The sequence below is a fragment of the Mycolicibacter sp. MU0102 genome (assembly GCF_963378105.1).
Taxonomy (GTDB): domain Bacteria; phylum Actinomycetota; class Actinomycetes; order Mycobacteriales; family Mycobacteriaceae; genus Mycobacterium; species Mycobacterium holstebronense.
The window spans coordinates 4,413,192-4,430,294 of the sequence record NZ_OY726398.1; the positions used below are offsets into that span (position 1 = coordinate 4,413,192).

Sequence of the window (17,103 nt, forward strand, 5' to 3'; positions counted from 1 at the left end):
GGGCCCGCGAAACCACTGAATCGCTGCGGGCTGACGGGTTAGGTTTCCCCCCGTGAACCTCGAAGCGGTCGCGGACTGGATGTCCGCCCAGAACCTGGGCGAGGGCCCGCTGGAAAACGTCACCGAACTGTCCGGCGGCACCCAGAACGTCATGCTGGCGTTCGCCCGGTCCGGCCGCAGCTACGTGTTGCGGCGCGGCCCACGGCATCTGCGACCGCGCAGCAACGCGGTGATGCTGCGGGAGACCCGGCTGTTGGGCGCGCTGGCCGGCACCGACGTGCCCCATCCGGGATTGATCGCAGTCTGCGACGACCCGGCGGTGCTCGGCGACGCGGTGTTCTACCTGATGGAGCCGGTCGACGGGTTCAACGCGAGTGGGGAACTGCCCGCGCTGCACGCCGGCGACCCGGAGGTCCGGTACGGCATGGGCCTGTCGATGGCCGACGCGCTGGCGAAGCTCGGTGCGCTCGACCACGTCGCGGTGGGGTTGGCGGACTACGGCAAACCCGACGGCTTCCTGGAACGCCAAGTGCCGCGGTGGCTTTCCGAATTGGACTCCTACCGGCAGTTCGAGAACTATCCCGGGCCCGACCTGCCCGGACTCGACGACGTCGCCGACTGGCTGCAGCGCAACGTGCCGACGTCCTGGCAGCCGGGGATCCTGCACGGCGACTATCACGCGGCCAACGTGATGTTCTCCCCCACCGGACCGGAGGTGGCGGCGATCGTGGACTGGGAGATGTCGACCATCGGGGATCCACTGTTGGACCTGGGCTGGCTGCTGGCCACCTGGCGCCAGGATGACGGGTCCAGCGTGTTCAGCCACACGCTGACCGGCATGGACGGGCTGGCCTCCCCCGATGACCTGGTGCAGCGCTACGCCGCGGGCAGCTCCCGCGATCTGACGCATATCGGCTGGTACACGGTGATGGCCGCCTTCAAGCTGGCCATCGTGATCGAGGGCACCCTGGCCCGGGCGTCGGCAGGCATGGCCCAGAAGGAAGTGGGCGATCAGTTGCACGAGGCCGCCGTCTGGCTCTTCGACCGGGCCCAGACCTGGATGGCGAGCGCGAAATGACGGACCAGCGCAACTACGTCGCCGGCATCGACCACATTGTTAAGGCCGACACTCGGCGTCTGATCGACATCTTCAAAGACCTGCATCGCAACCCCGAGTTGGGTTTCAACGAAGTGCGCACCGCGCGGACCGCCGCGCAGGCCCTGAGCAACCTCGGCTTCACGGTGACCACCGGGATCGGTCGCACCGGCGTGGTGGCGGTGCTGTCCAACGGCCCAGGCCCGGTAGTGATGTACCGGGCCGACATGGACGCGCTGGCAGTGCCCGAGGCCACCGGCCTGGACTACGCCAGCAGCAACCCGGCACTCGGACACATGTGCGGCCACGACGCGCACGTGACCTGGATGTTGGGGTTGGCCAAGGTGCTCGCCGAGACCGCCGATTCCTGGTCGGGCACCGCGGTGCTGATCGGACAGCCCGCCGAGGAACTGATCACCGGCGCCCAAGCCATGATCGACGCGGGCCTCTATGACGTCGCTCCCAGACCGGACGCTTTCCTGGCGATGCACACCGCGCCCGTACCGGTCGGCATGGTCGCCGCGGTCGGCGGAGAACGGATGGCCGGTACCGATCAGCTCGACATCGTGTTCCACGGCGTCGGCGGCCATGGGTCGATGCCCCAGCTGGCCGTTGACCCGGTACTCATGGCGGCGCAGGCGGTCGTGCAGTTCCAGAGCATTGTCAGCCGGGCCGTCGCCCCCAGCGAGACGGCGGTGCTGACTGTCGGCTCGGTGCAGGCCGGCAGTGCCTACAACGTCATCCCGGACCGGGCACTGCTCAAAGTCAACCTGCGCTGGTTCAACCCCGCTGTGCGCGAAACGATGCTGACCCGTATTCGGGCGATCTGCGAGGGCATCGCGCGCAGCTACGGCATGCCCGAAGACCGGCTGCCGGACATCACCATGGCCGGTGGCGCCACCCCGCTGGTCAACGACACCGCGCTCACCGACCGGGTGGCGACCGCGCTGGGCGATCTGCTCGGCCCGGACAACGTCGTGCGTCAGCTTCCAGCCCTGACCGGCTCAGAGGATTGCCACCTGCTCAAAGGGCCGCACGTCGATGTACCACTGGCATATCTGCTGGTCGGGGTGGCCGACCCACAGGTGTACGCGAAGTCCGCGGAAAAGGGTCAATTGTTCCCGTACACACCGCACTCGCCGGACTATGTGGTCGACCTTTCCGCTATCCCGCTCGGAACCAGGATTGCAGCCCGTGCAATGCTTGAATTGCTTACTCCCAGTCGGTTTTAGTAGTCATTACACTCCGCCGAGTTTCTGAAACACTTGTGCGGTCCACGAAGACGAGCTAAGGTGTATTGCTGTGGACGATCGTCACAAAGACCCAACCGTCGTGTTGCCCTACCTCGTGGGCAGGCCGCTAGGAGCGACCGAGGTCTACGAGGCATTCGGCTATCGCAAGTCCGCCTACTACAAGGCGGCCCATGAGGGCCGACTGATCAGCGCGGACAACCTGATCCGAGTCGCCAGGTACTTCGGCCTCAACCCCGTCGACCTGCAGGTACGGTTCGGATTGATCGAGCACGACGCCGTCGCCGAATACCTGGAGTCCTCATCGCGGCCGCTGCGGCTGGGTGATCTGAAGGCGGATCTGGACAAACCGCCCGTCTAATCGGACCGTCAGGAAGTACCGTCGACGCATGACGTCGGCGTTAATTGGTGCCACCGTGTTGGTGGCGCTGTACACCCTGTGGGTGCGCCGCGATACGTGGTGGTCGCGGTGGGAGATCGGTATCACCCTGGCGATCGCGCTGGAGACCTTCGCGCTCGTATTGATGTCGCCATGGGCAGCCCAAACCCTGGGCCCGGGGCTGCACCAAGTCACCCGGATCTGGAATATCCAGCAGCTGGCCGGTCACATCTGCTTCGTCGTCGCCATCGCGGCCAACATCTACCACGTGCTGGCACGCCTGGCCGACTTCGATCAATTCCGCCCGTTGTTCCGACTGCACGTCCGGTTGCCCCTACAGGCCGGCGTGGTGGCGATGGTGGCAGTGTTCCTGATCGCCGACGCCGGCTACCGACCGGACGGTTTCTCCTCGCTCGGGGGCGGCGGCGCCTGGGCGCGCGCATACTGGGTGCTGTTGTCCCTGATGCTGATCTTCCTGTCCGGCTACGCGACGCGGGTGCTGTCGATACTCCGATCCGATCCACGCGCCAAAGAGACCGTCGAGCTCTACACGGCCTCTACGGCCTTCGCGGTGGCGGCCATCATGGCGCTGTTGAGCAATGCGTGGTCCAAAGCCGATGTCAGCCCGCTGATTTGGCTGTGCGCATGTATTTCCGTGGCGATCTTCGCCTACGGCTCGGCCCGTTCCTGGCAGGCCAAAGCCGCGTGGTTCACCAGCAGCGAGCCTCCGATTACGCAGCCCAACCCGCCGCAAGCCCTGTCGTGAGGGCACCCGATGACGTCCGGAATCATTCTCGCCACATTGGCAGTCGTCGCCTATAGCCTCTGGGTTCGCCGCGACACCTGGTGGACGCGCTGGGAGAACGCCGCCACCTTCGCGTTGGCGTTGGAAGCCTGTGCGCTGCTACTGATGTCGCCGTGGGCCGGAGCCAAGATCGGCCCGGTGCTGCACAACGGCCTCGGGGTGTGGAACGTTCAACAGCTGATCGGCCACCTGTGCCTGATCGTTGCCGTCACGGCGAACATCTATCACATGCTGGTGCGATTGGCCGACCCCGATCAAGTGCGGTTCATCATGCGCCGCCAGCTCATGATCCCGATCTGGCTGGGCATCGCCGTGATGGTGCCGGCCTTCCTGCGCTCCGATCAGGACTACCAGCCCGACGTGTTCGCCGCGCCCAGGACCGATGCCTGGATGGAGCTGTACCAGTTGGTCGGCTGCGCCCTGGTGCTCTACCTCAGCGGCTACGTCAGCCGGCTGATGCTGACCCTACGACACGATCCGCGCGCCAAGGCCACCATTGACCTCTGGCTCGTGTCAATGGCGTTCGCCGCCGTCGCATGCGTGATCGTGCTCGCTTCGACGTGGGTCGACGGTGACAACGCCAGCCGCGGGATCTGGCTCTGCATCTGCTTGGCGGTGGGCACGTTCGCCTACGGGTCCGCGCGATCCTGGAAAGCCAAGAGCGCCTGGTTCACCGCCAACGGCGACGAGTCGGTGATCGGCGCGCAATGACACCAGCGTTCATCCTGGCCACCGTGGCGATGGTCGTCTATTGCCTGTGGGTTCGTCGCGACACCTGGTGGTCACGCTGGGAGGCCGGCGCCACCTTTGCCATCGCAATGGAGGGCCTTGCCCTGGTCTTGTTGACGCCCTGGGTGGGCACCGAGCTGGGCCCGACCCTCTACGACCTGTTGGGGCGATGGAACGCCCAGCAGGTGCTCGGGTTGCTGTGCCTGTTCGCCGGGGTGATCGGAAACATCTACCACATGCTGGTGCGGCTCGCCGATCCCGCGCACGTGGGGCCGATCATGCGCAAGCACCTCCTGGTGCCGGTGGGCTCGTGCATGGCGGTGATGCTGGTGGCGTTCTTCAATACCGACCGGGGCTTCGAGCCAGACCTGTTCGCCACGCTGTCCGGCGATCGCTGGGTGACCGCCTTCGAGGTGACCGCCAGTGCGGTGTTGCTGTACCTGACCGGCTACGTCGCCCGGCTCATGTTGTCGCTGCGGCACGATCAGCGGGCCAGGACCACGCTCGTGCTGTACCTGACCGCAATGACTTTCGCGGTGGCGGCCTGCTTGGCCGGAATCATCTCGATCTGTATCGACCGCGACGCCGGCCCGGCGATCTGGGCCTGCGTCTGTCTCTCGGTGTCGATCTTCGCCTACGGCCTGGCGCGGTCCTGGCAGGCCAAGAGGGCATGGTTCGCACCGAACACCTCCACGCCGCGCAGCGACAGACGAAGCGACCGGGCCTAGCCGACGGCGCGTGGCACCGATTCAGGCGCCATCGAGTTCAGCCAACGCCCGTCGTAGCGCGGTGGCTTCGTCGGCGCCGACGCGCTCGACGAAATGAACCAACGCGGCCTCGCGTCCGCAGGAGTCGGCCACCTGATCGAGCGCGTACGACATCAGTTCGGCGACCAACTCGGCGCGGCCCTGCTTCGGCACATACCGGTGGGCGCGATTGTCACGCCGCTGGACCACCAGATTCTTCTTCGCAAGTCGTTGCAGCACAGTCATGATCGTGGTGTAGGCCAGGTTTCGCTTCACGGCCACCGACGCGTGAACCTCACGGACAGTCAACGCCCCCGACGCCGACCACAGGCACTCCATGACCGAGCGTTCGAGATCACCCAACCCAATGCGCGCAACCACAAGGTAAGGCTAACCTAATTTAGGAGATTCGGCGTGGGGAGCGGCCACAGCTGCCCGTCAAACAGAAAAGCCCCGGCCGTAGCCGGGGCAATCTGTCACCGATGAAAATGTGCGCCCGAAGGGATTCGAACCCCCAACCTTCTGATCCGTAGTCAGATGCTCTATCCGTTGAGCTACGGGCGCCTGTCTTCAGTTGTCGGTCGAGCAAGCCCGGCCGTTGCGGAGGCGAGAGGATTTGAACCTCCGGTCCCCCGTAAAGGGGACAACTCATTAGCAGTGAGTCCCATTCGGCCGCTCTGGCACGCCTCCCGAACTCGTTGAGGGTACCGGATCACTCCCCAAGTTCTGAAACCGCGGGGTGAGTGCGGGGAAGTAAGCCGCCAACGACACACATATGCTGTGGTCCGTGACCGCCCGACTGCGCCCGGAGATCGCCGCGCTGCCAGCCTACGTCGAGGGTAAGACGGTCCCCGGATCGATCAAGCTCGCCAGCAACGAGACGGTGTTCCCGCCGTTGCCCAGCGTGGCCAAAGCCGTCGAAGCCGCTCTGGCTACCACCAACCGCTACCCGGACAACGGCTACGCCGCGCTGCGGACCCGGCTGGCCGAGCACGTCGGGTTCGGCCGGGAGCACGTGGCGGCCGGTTGCGGATCGGTGAGCCTGTGCCAGCAGCTCATCCAGATCAGTGCCGGAGCCGGCGACGAGGTGGTGTTCGGCTGGCGCAGCTTCGAGATCTACCCGCTGCAGGTGCGTACCGCCGGCGCCGTTCCGGTGCAGGTGCCGCTGCGCGAGCACACCTACGATCTGGACGCGATGCTGGCCGCCATCACCGAGCGCACCCGGCTGATCTTCGTCTGCAACCCGAACAATCCGACCTCCACCGTCGTGGACCCCGACGCGCTGGAGCGGTTCGTCGCCGCGGTTCCACCGCACATCCTGATCGCCATCGACGAGGCCTATGTGGAGTACATCCGCGACGGCCTGCTCCCCGACAGCCTGGGACTGGTCAGGCGTCACCCGAATGTGGTTGTGCTGCGCACGTTTTCGAAGGCCTACGGGCTGGCCGGTCTGCGGCTGGGCTACGCGGTCGGCGATCCGGAGATCATCACCGCACTGGGCAAGGTCTACGTGCCGTTCACGGTGTCCAGCGTGGCGCAGGTCGCCGGGATCGCCTCCCTGGACGCCGCCGACGAGCTGATGGCTCGCACCGATGCGGTAGTCGCCGAGCGGGCCCGGGTCTCCGCCGCGCTGCGTGAAGCCGGGTTCGAGCTGCCGGATTCGCAGTCCAACTTTGTGTGGCTGCCACTGGCCGAGCGCACCGCCGACTTCGTTGCCGCGGCCGCGGCGGCCCGCATCGTCGTCCGCCCCTACGGGCAAGACGGAGTCCGGGTGTCCATCGGCGCGCCGGAGGAGAACGACGCGCTGTTACGGTTCGCACAGACGTACCGCTGAGGAGGAACTTTATGCACGCGACCGCGACTGCCACCGTCGCCGCATCTGCGGCTCAGGTATGGGCGGTGCTCTCCGACTACGAGGGCATGTCCAGCTGGGCCCCCGGACTGAAGATCACCGTGATCCGGCCCGGAACACCCGAGCCCAACGGCGTCGGCGCCCAGCGTCGCATCCAGGCGGTGCCGGGCATGGCGCCGCTGGTGGAGGAGATCATCGCGTTCGAGCCGGATCAGCGGCTGAGCTACCGCGGCGTCTCGGGCATCCCGTTCCGCAACTACGTCGGCAACGTGGCCCTGCGGTCGACCGGATCCGGCACGGAGATCAGCTACACCGTCAGCGCCGACAACCGCCTGCCCGGGGTCGCCGCGGTGCTGGCGCAGGGCCTGCTGTTCGGCCTCAAGCGGGCCGTGAACAAGGCCGCCTGAGCTTTTCCCTTCTGGCCGAGCGTGAAATCAGCTTCACACTCGACCGGCGCTTGTGAAGCTAACTTCACGTTCGGCGACAAAACCAAAGGATTTGCACCATGAATGACGAGCTGGCCCGCAAGACGTTCAATGCGCTCAAGGAGCGCACCGACCAGATCCCCGACGCCGAGATCGACGAATTCTGGGCGACCCTGCCGCCGGCCACCGTCGAGCAGATGATCGGCGAGTGGCGCGGCGGGGAGTTCGTCACCGGCCACAAGATGAACGGCCTGTTGGACAAGGCCCGCTGGTTCGGCAAGACGTTCAACTCGCTCACCGACGTACAGCCGCTGGTGTGCCTGGACGAAGACGGCAACAAGTTCTCCAACGTCAAGCTCGGTAAGGGCGAGGCGAGCCTATGGGCCGAGGAGTTCCGCGGCGAGGTGGTGGCAACCATGGTCTACGACGGTCAGCCCACCCATGACCACTTCAAGCGGGTCGACGACAACACCGTGCTGGGCATCATGAACGGCAAGGCGGGAGTCCTCGACAACGGCCGCTACTTCTACTTCTATTTGGAGCGCGTGTAGTCGCCGCGATCAGCGGCGCAGCACCAGCTCGGGCTCGGTGTCGCATCGGGTTGCGTCCGGTGCTTCCCGGCGGTGGCGTAGCGAGGCGATGACGGTGGCGGTGAGCACGCCGACGATCACCAGCAGCGACGGTCCGGTGCCGATCTCGACGCCGCCGGCGCCCTGTTCGTGCATCGCGTGCATGATCAGCTTCACGCCGATGAACCCGAGGATCACCGCCAGTCCGTAGGACAGGTACACCAGCCGGTCGAGCAGGCCGTCGATCAGGAAGTAGAGCTGCCGCAGGCCCAGCAGGGAGAAGGCCGTCGCGGTGAACACGAGATAGCTGTTCTGGGTCAGGCCGAATATCGCCGGGATCGAGTCGAGCGCGAAGAGCACATCGGTGCCGGCGATCGCCAGCATCACCAACACCATCGGGGTGATCGCCCAGCGCCCGTCCATGCGGGTGAACAGCCGGTCGCCGTCATAACGCTCGCTGGTGGGCACCACCTTCTGCACCAGCCCGACGATGACATCGGGGGTGCGGTGGGATACCTCTGCGCTGCCCGACCTGAGCATGTTGCCCGCCGCCAGCAACAGGAGCAGGCCGAAGAAGTAGAACACCCAGGCGAAACGGTTGATCAGCGCGGCGCCGAGCACGATGAAGCCGGTCCGCGCGGCCAACGCCATGACGATCCCGAACAGCAGGACCTTCTGCTGGTCGGCGCGCGGCACTCGGAAGCTGGCCATGATGACCAGGAATACGAACAGGTTGTCCACCGAGAGCGCCTTCTCGGTGACGTAGCCGGCGAAGTACTCCGAGCCCGGGTCAGCTCCCCCGAAGACGAACACGCCCACCCCGAAAAGCAGGGCGACGCCGATGTAGCCGGCGGACCACAGCGCGGATTCCTTCAGCGTCGGAATGTGCGCCTTGCGGACATGAACGAAGAAGTCGAACGCCAGGAGCCCCACCAGGCCGACGATCGTCAATGCCCATAACCATCCGGCAACGTCCATGTGCCATCCACGCTAGGCAGCTTGAACGACGCTGGATTGGCCAGCAGGTTGCGAGGCTATGACCGTCCGGTGAAGGCGATCAGCTTCTGCAGGCTCGATGCCGAACCGGGGACGTCGACCGGGTCATCGAACCCCGCTCGCACCCGGCCCGCCGGTGTGATGATCGCCTGCGCCAGGCCCAACACGTACTCGACCAGCGGTTCGGCCACCTGCACCGTGCGGCCCGTCGCCGTCGCGTAGTCCCACGCGTGCACCAGGAATTCGAGCGCCAGAATGCCCACCGCCATCGTCGCAGGCAGCTCGTTGGGGCCGATCGCGACGGTGCCCTGCAGGCCACGCCCGTGCCAGGCGTCCAGAGCCGGCCGGGCCGCGGCGATGACCTGCCGTTCCGGCGCCTCGGCGGGGTCGCTGTCGGCGAACACAGCGCCGGCCGCGCCGCCCAGGACGCGGATGGAGTTCAGCAGATGCGCGGTCAGCTGGGCGACGTCGAATTCCGAGCACGGCGTCGGATTGGTCAATTCGTCGCTGCTGATGTGATGCAGCACCTGCGCCAACACCCCGAGGGCCGCTTCGGCGCCGGCCAGCTCGTCGGCCGGGGGCGCATCGGGACCGGGTCGCAGATCGGAGGCCATGAGTCCACGCTACGGTCTGAAGTATGGCCGAGACCTATGAATCCGTCACCGTCGAGATCAAAGACCACGTTGCCCAGGTCACGCTGATCGGGCCGGGCAAGGGCAATGCGATGGGCCCGGCGTTCTGGGCGGAGCTCCCGGAGGTCTTCGCCGAGTTGGACGCCGACCGCGACGTGCGGGCGATCGTGCTGACCGGCTCCGGCAAGAACTTCAGTTACGGGCTGGATCTGGCCGCGATGGGCGGCACTATGACACCGATGCTGGCCGAGGGGGCGCTGGCCCGGCCGCGGGCGGACTTCCACCGTGAGCTGCAGCGTATGCAGGGTGCGATCACCGCGGTGGCCGACTGCCGCACGCCGACCATCGCGGCGATCCAGGGCTGGTGCATCGGCGGCGGGGTCGACCTGATCTCGGCGGTCGACATCCGCTACGCCGCGGCGGACGCCAAGTTCAGCGTGCGCGAGGTCAAGCTGGCCATCGTCGCCGATGTGGGCAGCCTGGCCCGGCTTCCGCTGATCCTGTCCGACGGTCACCTGCGTGAACTCGCGCTGACCGGCAAGGACATCGACGCCGCTCGGGCAGAGAAGATCGGCCTGGTCAACGACGTCTATGCCGACGCCGAGGCCTGCCTGGCCGCCGCCCACGCCACCGCGACCGAGATCGCCGCCAACCCGCCGCTGACCGTGGCCGGGGTCAAAGACGTTCTGGACGAGCAGCGCACCGACCGGGTGGCGGCCAGCCTGCGCTATGTCGCGGCGTGGAACTCGGCGTTCTTGGCGTCCAAAGACCTGATGGAGGGTATCGGCGCCATCATGGGCAAACGCAAGCCCGAGTTCACCGGCGAGTGATGGCCTGGCTGCTGCTGCTGGGAGCGATCGGTTTCGAGGTCGCCGGCACGCTGTCGATGCGCGCCTCCGACGGCTTCTCCCGCTGGCAGTGGGCGATCCCGGTGGCCGTCGGCTATGTGGTGTCGTTCGTGTTGCTGGCGATGGTGCTCAAGCGCGGGATTCCGGTCGGGGTGGCCTACGGGGTCTGGTCGGGCATCGGCGTGGCGGCGACGGCGGTGCTGGCCCGGTTCTTGTTCGACGATCCGTTCACCCCGGTGATGGCCGGTGGCGTGGTGCTGATCGGCGCGGGCGTGTACCTAATGGAGATGGGGGCGCACGCATGAGCGTTGACGTGCCGCACCGCCAGCCGGCCCTGGCCGACATCATCGCCACCCTCGACGTCGACCGCGTCGACGACGAGCACTTCGTGGCCACCCAGCTGGACAACCGGATCCACCACATCGTCGGCGGGCATATCGCCGGCCAGGCGCTGATCGCCGCCAGCCGCACCGCGCCGGGACGGGTGCCGCACAGCGTGCACGTCTACTACCTGCGGGCCGGGGACGCCCGCCGCCCGGTCGACCTGCACGTGGAGGTGGCCCGCGACGGCGGAACGCTGTCGACGCGCCAGGTCACCGCCCGCCAAGACGGCCAGATCCTGCTCGAGGTGCTCTCGTCGTTCACCACCGCCGTGGACGCACCGGAATACCAGCAGCCGATACCGGATGTCCCCGACCCGGATTCGCTGCCGTCGTCGCAGGAACAACTGTCCGCCTACGCCGAGGAACTCGGTGGCTACTGGGTCCAGCCGCACCCCTTCGACCTGCGCTACGTGGACGCACCGCCGCGGATCGCCATGGAGCGTGCCGAACCGTCGCCGCGGTTGCGGTTGTGGTGGAAACCCGCCGAGGCGGTGCCCGCTGATCCCGCGATGCACAGCGCCCTGCTGACCTACCTGTCCGGCACCACCATGGTGGAGGCCGCGCTGACCATGCGGCGCACCAACCAGGCCAGCACCTTCAACGCGCTGATCGACCATGCGCTGTGGTTCCAGCGCCCCGTCGACCTCTCGGACTGGGTGTTGTCGGACCAGTTCACGCCCAGCGGCATCGCCGGGCGCGGCCTGACGACCTCGACGATGTACAACCGGGCGGGGCAGCTGGTCTGCCTGGCGACCCAGGAGCTCTATTTCGGCCGGGGCCGCGCCGTCTGAGGCCCGCCGGGCCTCGCACGTAACCTGGCGGGCATGACTCCTGACGGCACCGTCCGTATCCCCGCCGACCTCGACGCCGTCACCGCGATCGGCGACGAGGACCACTCCGGTATCGACCCGGCGGCCGTGGACCGGATCTGGCGGGCCGCCCGGCACTGGTATTCCGCCGGCCTGCACCCGGCCATCCAGTTGTGCCTGCGCCACAACGGCCGCGTGGTGCTCAACCGGGCGATCGGGCACGGCTGGGGCAACGGCCCCGAAGATCCCGAGGACGCCGAGTTGGTCCCGGTGAGCGTGGACACCCCGTTCTGTGTGTACTCGACCGCCAAGGCCATCACCAGCACCGTGATGCACATGCTGGCCGAGCGCGGCGCCTTCTCCCTCGATGATCGGGTCAGCGACTATCTGCCCGACTACGGCCGACACGGCAAGCACCGCACCACCATTCGGCACGTGATGACCCACAGCGCCGGAGTGCCGTTCGCCACCGGGCCCAAGCCCGACCTCAATCGCGCCGACGACCCGGAGTACGCCCAGGCACAGCTGGCCAATCTGCGCTTGGTGTACCCGCCCGGGCTGATGCACATGTACCACGCCCTGACCTGGGGGCCGCTGACGCGGGAGATCGTGCGGGCAGCCACCGGTCGCGATATCCGGGACGTGCTGGCGACCGAGATCCTGGACCCGCTCGGGTTCCGGTGGACCAATTACGGTGTTGCCCCGCAAGATATTCCGCTGGTGGCGCCCAGCCATGCCACCGGCAAGCAGCCGACCGGCGCGGCGGTCGCGGTGTTCCGCAAGGCCATCGGCGGGTCGGTCCACGAGATCATCCCCGTCACCAACAGCCCGTTCTTTCTGACCACGGTGGTGCCGTCGTCGAACACCATCTCCACCGCGTTCGAGCTGTCGCGGTTCGCCGAGATCTGGCGCCGCGGAGGCGAACTCGACGGGGTGCGGGTGCTGTCACCGGAGACCCTGCGCGGGGCGACGGCGCAGTGCCGCCGGTTGCGGCCCGACGTGGCCACCGGGCTGGCGCCGCTGCGCTGGGGCACCGGTTACATGCTGGGGTCGAAGCGGTTCGGGCCGTTCGGCCGGAACGCTCCGGCCGCGTTCGGGCATCTTGGCCTGGTCAACTGCGCTATCTGGACAGACCCCGAGCGGGGGCTGTCGGCCGGACTGATCTCCAGCGGTAAGCCGGGTCAGGACCCGGAGGCCAAGCGCTACACCGCGCTGATGAACACCATCGCCGCGGAGATGCCCCGTTCTCTGCGTTGACGCTGCGCTCAGGGTGGGAAAGTGCGAGTAGGGCACGCCGTGAGCAGAGTCAACGGGCTAACCCCGAACGCGACCGCGGCCGCCGAGTCCGGTGAGGGACCCGACGGCCGCGATACGCGATCTGCGGAGGTTAGCCCGGTCGGCCTTGGTTGCCGTTGGCGCCCGTGGGGCCGTTGGTGCCGGGTGACCCGCCGGGGGCGGCGGCACCGCCGGTGCCACCGGAGCCGCCGGTGCCGCCAGGACCGCCCGGCGCACTAGCGCCGGCGTTGGTGTAGCCGCCGTTGCCGCCGTTGCCGCCCTTGCCGCCTGCAGGCCCGGCACCGCCGTTACCGCCGGTTCCATCGGTACCGCTGGTGCTGTTGCCGCCGACACCGCCGGCGCCACCGTTACCGCTGTCGCCACCGTTGCCGCCGGTACCGCCGGGCTGGGGTGCGCCGGCGATGGGGACACCGCTCTTACCGCCGTTGCCGCCCACGCCGCCGAGACCACCGGCGCCGCCGTTGCCGCCCTTGCCACCGTTGCCGGTGTTGGAGGCGCCGCCGCTACCGCCCTGGCCGCCATTACCGCCATCACCGCCGTTGGTTCCGGTGCCACCCTTACCAAAGGGGCTATCGGCTCCAGCCGTGCCAGCTTTGCCGGCTCCGCCGGATCCACCGATACCACCGTTGCCACCGTTGCCGCTGTTGGAAGTGCCGCCGACGCCACCGTTGCCGCCATCGCCGGCGGTTCCGTCAAGGGGTTGGGCGCCGCCAGCACCACCGCCACCACCGGTGCCACCGGTGCCGCTGCCGGAGCTACCACCGGCACCGCCGTCCCCGCCGTCGCCGGAGGTCCTGCTCTGGTTGCCGATACCGCCGGCGCCACCCTGGCCACCGACACCGCCGTTGCCATCGAGAGCACCGTTGATGCCGGTACCACCGGCACCACCGTTACCGCCGTTGCCACCGTCGAGGCCATTGCCAGCCGCGTCGACCCCGCCGACACCACCGACGCCACCGTAACCACCGATGCCGGCCGCGCCATCGGTACCGGTGTCGGAGGTGCCACCGATACCGCCCTTACCGCCGTTACCGCCGTTACCGCCGACGGTTCCGTCGGTGGTGGCGCTTGCCACCGCACCGGCCTCGCCGGCCCCACCGGAACCGCCGGCACCACCGAAGCCGCCGTTGCCGCTCCCGGAGGTTCCGCCGTTACCGCCGGCACCACCGTCGCCGGAGGCCTTGCCGTTGGTTCCAATGCCGCCGTCGCCACCGGCACCACCCGAACCGCCGTTGCCGTCGACACCACCGTTGACGCCGGTGCCACCGGCACCACCGGTACCGCCGTTGCCACCGCTCAGACCAGCACCGTTGACATCGACGCCGCCGACACCACCGGCACCACCAGCACCACCGAGTCCGGCCGCGCCATCGGTACCGGTGTCGGAGCTGCCACCGATACCGCCGGCACCACCGTTACCACCGTTACCGCCGGCGGTTCCGCTGGTGGTCGCGCTGCCAATCGCACCCGCTGCGCCGACACCGCCAGCGCCTCCGACGCCGCCGGCGCCACCGTTACCGCTGCCGGAGGTACCACCGGTACCACCGGTACCACCCTCGCCGGAGTTTCCGCCGTTAGTTCCGGTACCGCCGGCACCGCCGGCACCACCGACACCACCGTTGCCGTCCTTGGCATCGTTGCCCGCCGCCCCGTTGGAGCCACTGGTACTGGCCCCGCCGGCTCCAGCTTGCCCAGCGCTGCCACCGGCGCCACCGACGCCACCGTTGCCGCCGCGCAAACCGTTGCCGTTGTCGTCGACACCGCCCTTACCGCCGACGCCACCGTTGCCGCCAAGGCCACCGCCGCCGGCGTTACCGCCGTTACCGCCAGTACCGGAGACCGCGGCACCGCCCTTACCGCCGTCACCGCCTTGGCCGCCATCGATGCCGGCGTAGCCGTCGCCACCTGCGGCCCGCGGGTGCGGAATACCGGCGGTTCCGGCTTTGGAGGACCCGCCGAGTCCGCCGTTAGCGCCGTTACCACCGTTACCGGTGCCCGTCGCGGCGCCGCCGGCACCACCATCACCGGCATTGCCGCCACCGGAGCCACTTCCGCCAGAGCCGCCGATACCACCGTTGCCGCCGTTGACGGCGCCGGCCCCGGTGCCGCCACTACCACCGTTACCGCCGTTGCCGGCGGGCCCGGTCGGGAAGACGTTCAGAGTGCCGCCAGTCGTGTTGGCACCAGACCCACCGATACCACCGTTGCCGGCGCGGCTGAGGCCGAAGGGATTGGCGGGATTGGTCGCGCCGGCGCTGTTACCGCCAACTCCGCCGTTACCGCCGCTACCACCTTGCAGCTGCGCGATACCACCGTTACCGCCGTTACCGCCGTTACCTCCGATTGCAGTGCCGTCACCGCCGCTGCCTCCATCGCCGGCCTGACCACCGGAGCCGCCGCCGTTCGCTAGGCCGGCCGCTGCGCTACCGCCATTACCGCCATTACCGCCATTACCGCCGGCGCTGATCACGCCGTTCCCGGTCGCGCCATCGGCACCGTCACCGGCATCACCGCCGTGACCGGCGCCGCCGTTGGACCCGGCCGCACCGCCGGTCCCACCGTTACCGCCGTTGCCGCCCTTGCTGAAGACGGTTCCGTCGCCGGACTTCCAACCCGTGCTGGCGGCACCGTCGGCGCCGTGGCCACCGTCGCCGCCGACACTCGTGGTGCCGCCGCCGCCACTACCGCCGTTACCACCGGTGCCGCCGTTGCCGCCGATGTAGGTGCCGGTGCCGGCCGCTCCACCGTCGCCACCGTCTCCACCGATGCCGTTGCGGGGGGCTTGGGTGACGGGCGGGATGTAACCGCCGGCGCCGCCGGCGCCGCCGGCGCCGCCGCTGCCGCCGGTGGTTTGCACGGTTTCGTCGTCAGTGGCCGCATTACCGCCGGCGCCACCGTTGCCACCATGGCCCCCCTGTCCTCCTTCCCCGAGGGTGGCGGCGCCCCCGGTGCCACCGGCGCCGCCGTTGCCACCGTGGAGCGAACCGAAGCCGCCCGCGCCGCCGGCACTGCCGTCTCCACCGACGCCGTCAGCCTGCCCAGCACCGCCGTTACCCCCGGCTCCGCCGATTCCGCCGGTAATCCCGGCGCCGCCGTTACCGGCCGCACCGCCGTCAGCGCCAATGGTCCCGGCTCCACCGGCTCCACCGCGGCCTCCAGCGCCGCCGTTGCCAAGGTAGTCACCGTTTGAGTCCTTGTAGGCGTCGCCGCCATCGGATCCGGCGCCGCCCTCTGTGGCGTCCCCAGCCTGGCCGGCGTGCCCGTACGAGCCGTTGTATTTCTCGCCGGCAACACCGCCCGCGCCGCTGTTGCCGCCCGCACCGCCGGCCGCGCCATTCAGGTGAGCCGCAATGCCGTCGTCGATCCCGTTTGCGGCGGTCCCAGCGTCACCGGCGACGCCACCGGCACCGCCATTGCCGCCGTTACCGAACAGGTAACCGCTGCGCCCACCGGCGCCACCGGCACCGCCGTTGCCGCCATTGCCGCCGATTCCCGTGCCGCCGTCGGCGTAGCTGCCGTTAGCGCCCGCCGTGCCATTGCCGCCAGCGCCGCCGTTGCCGCCGGTGCCAAAGAACCAGCCCACCGCGTCGCCACCGCTGCCGCCGGCACCGCCACTGCCGCTCACGCCGACACCCAGCCCGCCGGCCCCGCCGTCACCACCGATACCCATGAAGGACCCGCCGAAACCGCCGTTGCCACCGGCACCGGTCTCGAAGCCGTCGCCACCGACACCGCCGTTTCCGAACCAGCCCGCCGCACCACCGGTGCCGCCGGCCAGCGACGCATCGTCGCTGTCCCAGCCGGCGCCGCCGTCTCCGAACCACAGTCCGCCGTCACCACCGTTGGGGTCGAGCGCGGTTCCGTCGGCACCATCACCGATCAAGAACAGACCCGAAGAGTCGTTGATCCAGCCGTTGACCAGCTCACCGAGATCGCTGTTGATCCAGGCCTCCACCCCGAAATGGATGGGCTCATAGATCCAGCTCTGGAGGATGCCGCTCAGACTGAAGTCCCACGCCGCCGCGCTCGAATCGGCGGACAGCGACGAGGTTGGGTCAAACCAGTCCCACGAGAAGTCCAGTCCGTCGGCTTGCGCCGAGGGGGCTGCCGCTAGGGGCGCCATCCCGAACGCCAAGAACGCGGTGGCAGCACCACCGGCACCGATCACCCGCCTGCGGCGTGCCTGGCCGGCGGCCTCCTGCTGACCGCAGCGCCGGCTGCTGCTGTGACGACGACTCATTTACGAACACCTTTCATCAGATGTAAAACTCTGGGGTAGTTGAGGTTT

17 protein-coding genes and 2 tRNA genes are annotated in these 17,103 nt (G+C 68.4%); 13 read left to right on the top strand and 6 right to left on the bottom strand.

Annotation, left to right across the window (positions count from 1 at the left end; genetic code table 11):
* Positions 1-79 precede the first annotated feature (79 nt).
* From RCP37_RS20800 to RCP37_RS20825, 6 genes are all read left to right on the top strand, one after another.
* On the top strand, positions 80-1,078 hold the full coding sequence (locus RCP37_RS20800; RefSeq protein ID WP_308487184.1) for a phosphotransferase family protein: 999 nt from the start codon (positions 80-82) through the stop codon (positions 1,076-1,078).
* Positions 1,075-2,328: an amidohydrolase gene (locus tag RCP37_RS20805; RefSeq protein ID WP_308484820.1), complete on the top strand. Its 1,254-nt coding sequence runs from the start codon at positions 1,075-1,077 to the stop codon at positions 2,326-2,328. The genes RCP37_RS20800 and RCP37_RS20805 overlap by 4 nt, the downstream gene beginning before the upstream one ends.
* 70 nt (positions 2,329-2,398) lie before the next feature.
* On the top strand, positions 2,399-2,707 hold the full coding sequence (locus tag RCP37_RS20810) for a hypothetical protein (RefSeq protein ID WP_019737957.1): 309 nt from the start codon (positions 2,399-2,401) through the stop codon (positions 2,705-2,707).
* A gap of 28 nt (positions 2,708-2,735) precedes the next feature.
* Positions 2,736-3,491 carry a hypothetical protein gene (locus tag RCP37_RS20815; RefSeq protein ID WP_308484821.1) on the top strand — a complete coding sequence of 252 codons (756 nt, stop codon included), beginning with the start codon at positions 2,736-2,738 and terminating at the stop codon, positions 3,489-3,491.
* Between the two features lie 9 nt (positions 3,492-3,500).
* Positions 3,501-4,241, top strand: a complete 741-nt coding sequence (locus RCP37_RS20820) for a hypothetical protein (RefSeq protein ID WP_308484822.1) — start codon at positions 3,501-3,503, stop codon at positions 4,239-4,241.
* Positions 4,238-4,987: a hypothetical protein gene (locus RCP37_RS20825; RefSeq protein WP_308484823.1), complete on the top strand. Its 750-nt coding sequence runs from the start codon at positions 4,238-4,240 to the stop codon at positions 4,985-4,987. The genes RCP37_RS20820 and RCP37_RS20825 overlap by 4 nt, the downstream gene beginning before the upstream one ends.
* 21 nt (positions 4,988-5,008) lie before the next feature.
* Here the strand turns inward: RCP37_RS20825 and RCP37_RS20830 are convergent, their stop codons facing one another.
* From RCP37_RS20830 to RCP37_RS20840, 3 genes are all read right to left on the bottom strand, one after another.
* Positions 5,009-5,386 (bottom strand): BlaI/MecI/CopY family transcriptional regulator, encoded by a 378-nt coding sequence (locus tag RCP37_RS20830; RefSeq protein ID WP_308484824.1) that lies wholly within the window; start codon positions 5,384-5,386, stop codon positions 5,009-5,011.
* Between the two features lie 110 nt (positions 5,387-5,496).
* Positions 5,497-5,569 (bottom strand) — tRNA-Arg (locus RCP37_RS20835).
* Between the two features lie 37 nt (positions 5,570-5,606).
* Positions 5,607-5,695 (bottom strand) — tRNA-Ser (locus RCP37_RS20840).
* A gap of 97 nt (positions 5,696-5,792) precedes the next feature.
* On the opposite strand from RCP37_RS20840, the gene hisC reads away from it, so the two are divergent.
* The 3 genes from hisC to RCP37_RS20855 all read left to right on the top strand — a co-directional run bounded on the left by hisC (position 5,793) and on the right by RCP37_RS20855 (position 7,833).
* A complete protein-coding gene (hisC, locus tag RCP37_RS20845) occupies positions 5,793-6,839 on the top strand; it encodes a histidinol-phosphate transaminase (RefSeq protein ID WP_308484825.1) in 1,047 nt (348 codons plus the stop codon).
* Between the two features lie 11 nt (positions 6,840-6,850).
* Entirely contained in the window at positions 6,851-7,264 is a 414-nt protein-coding gene (locus RCP37_RS20850) for an SRPBCC family protein (RefSeq protein ID WP_046287114.1), read from the top strand.
* Positions 7,265-7,362: 98 nt separating this feature from the next.
* A complete protein-coding gene (locus RCP37_RS20855) occupies positions 7,363-7,833 on the top strand; it encodes a DUF4334 domain-containing protein (RefSeq protein WP_308484826.1) in 471 nt (156 codons plus the stop codon).
* Between the two features lie 9 nt (positions 7,834-7,842).
* Here the strand turns inward: RCP37_RS20855 and RCP37_RS20860 are convergent, their stop codons facing one another.
* Together RCP37_RS20860 and RCP37_RS20865 are read right to left on the bottom strand one after the other, a co-directional pair.
* Positions 7,843-8,829, bottom strand: a complete 987-nt coding sequence (locus RCP37_RS20860) for a TerC/Alx family metal homeostasis membrane protein (protein ID WP_308484827.1) — start codon at positions 8,827-8,829, stop codon at positions 7,843-7,845.
* Positions 8,830-8,885: 56 nt separating this feature from the next.
* Positions 8,886-9,461 (bottom strand): TIGR03086 family metal-binding protein, encoded by a 576-nt coding sequence (locus tag RCP37_RS20865; RefSeq protein WP_308484828.1) that lies wholly within the window; start codon positions 9,459-9,461, stop codon positions 8,886-8,888.
* A gap of 23 nt (positions 9,462-9,484) precedes the next feature.
* On the opposite strand from RCP37_RS20865, the gene RCP37_RS20870 reads away from it, so the two are divergent.
* From RCP37_RS20870 to lipE, 4 genes are read left to right on the top strand one after another with little or no spacing between them, the layout of a single operon-like run.
* Positions 9,485-10,309 carry a crotonase/enoyl-CoA hydratase family protein gene (locus RCP37_RS20870; protein WP_308484829.1) on the top strand — a complete coding sequence of 275 codons (825 nt, stop codon included), beginning with the start codon at positions 9,485-9,487 and terminating at the stop codon, positions 10,307-10,309.
* Entirely contained in the window at positions 10,309-10,632 is a 324-nt protein-coding gene (locus tag RCP37_RS20875; RefSeq protein ID WP_065042122.1) for a DMT family transporter, read from the top strand. Before RCP37_RS20870 ends, RCP37_RS20875 begins: the two co-directional genes overlap by 1 nt.
* Positions 10,629-11,501 (top strand): acyl-CoA thioesterase, encoded by an 873-nt coding sequence (locus RCP37_RS20880; RefSeq protein ID WP_308484830.1) that lies wholly within the window; start codon positions 10,629-10,631, stop codon positions 11,499-11,501. The genes RCP37_RS20875 and RCP37_RS20880 overlap by 4 nt, the downstream gene beginning before the upstream one ends.
* 33 nt (positions 11,502-11,534) lie before the next feature.
* The gene (gene lipE, locus RCP37_RS20885; protein ID WP_308484831.1) at positions 11,535-12,776 is read left to right on the top strand and encodes a lipase LipE; all 1,242 of its coding nucleotides are present in this window, start codon (positions 11,535-11,537) and stop codon (positions 12,774-12,776) included.
* A 130-nt stretch (positions 12,777-12,906) separates the two neighbouring features.
* Here the strand turns inward: lipE and RCP37_RS20890 are convergent, their stop codons facing one another.
* Positions 12,907-17,055, bottom strand: a complete 4,149-nt coding sequence (locus tag RCP37_RS20890; protein ID WP_308484832.1) for a PGRS repeat-containing protein — start codon at positions 17,053-17,055, stop codon at positions 12,907-12,909.
* Positions 17,056-17,103: the final 48 nt, after the last annotated feature.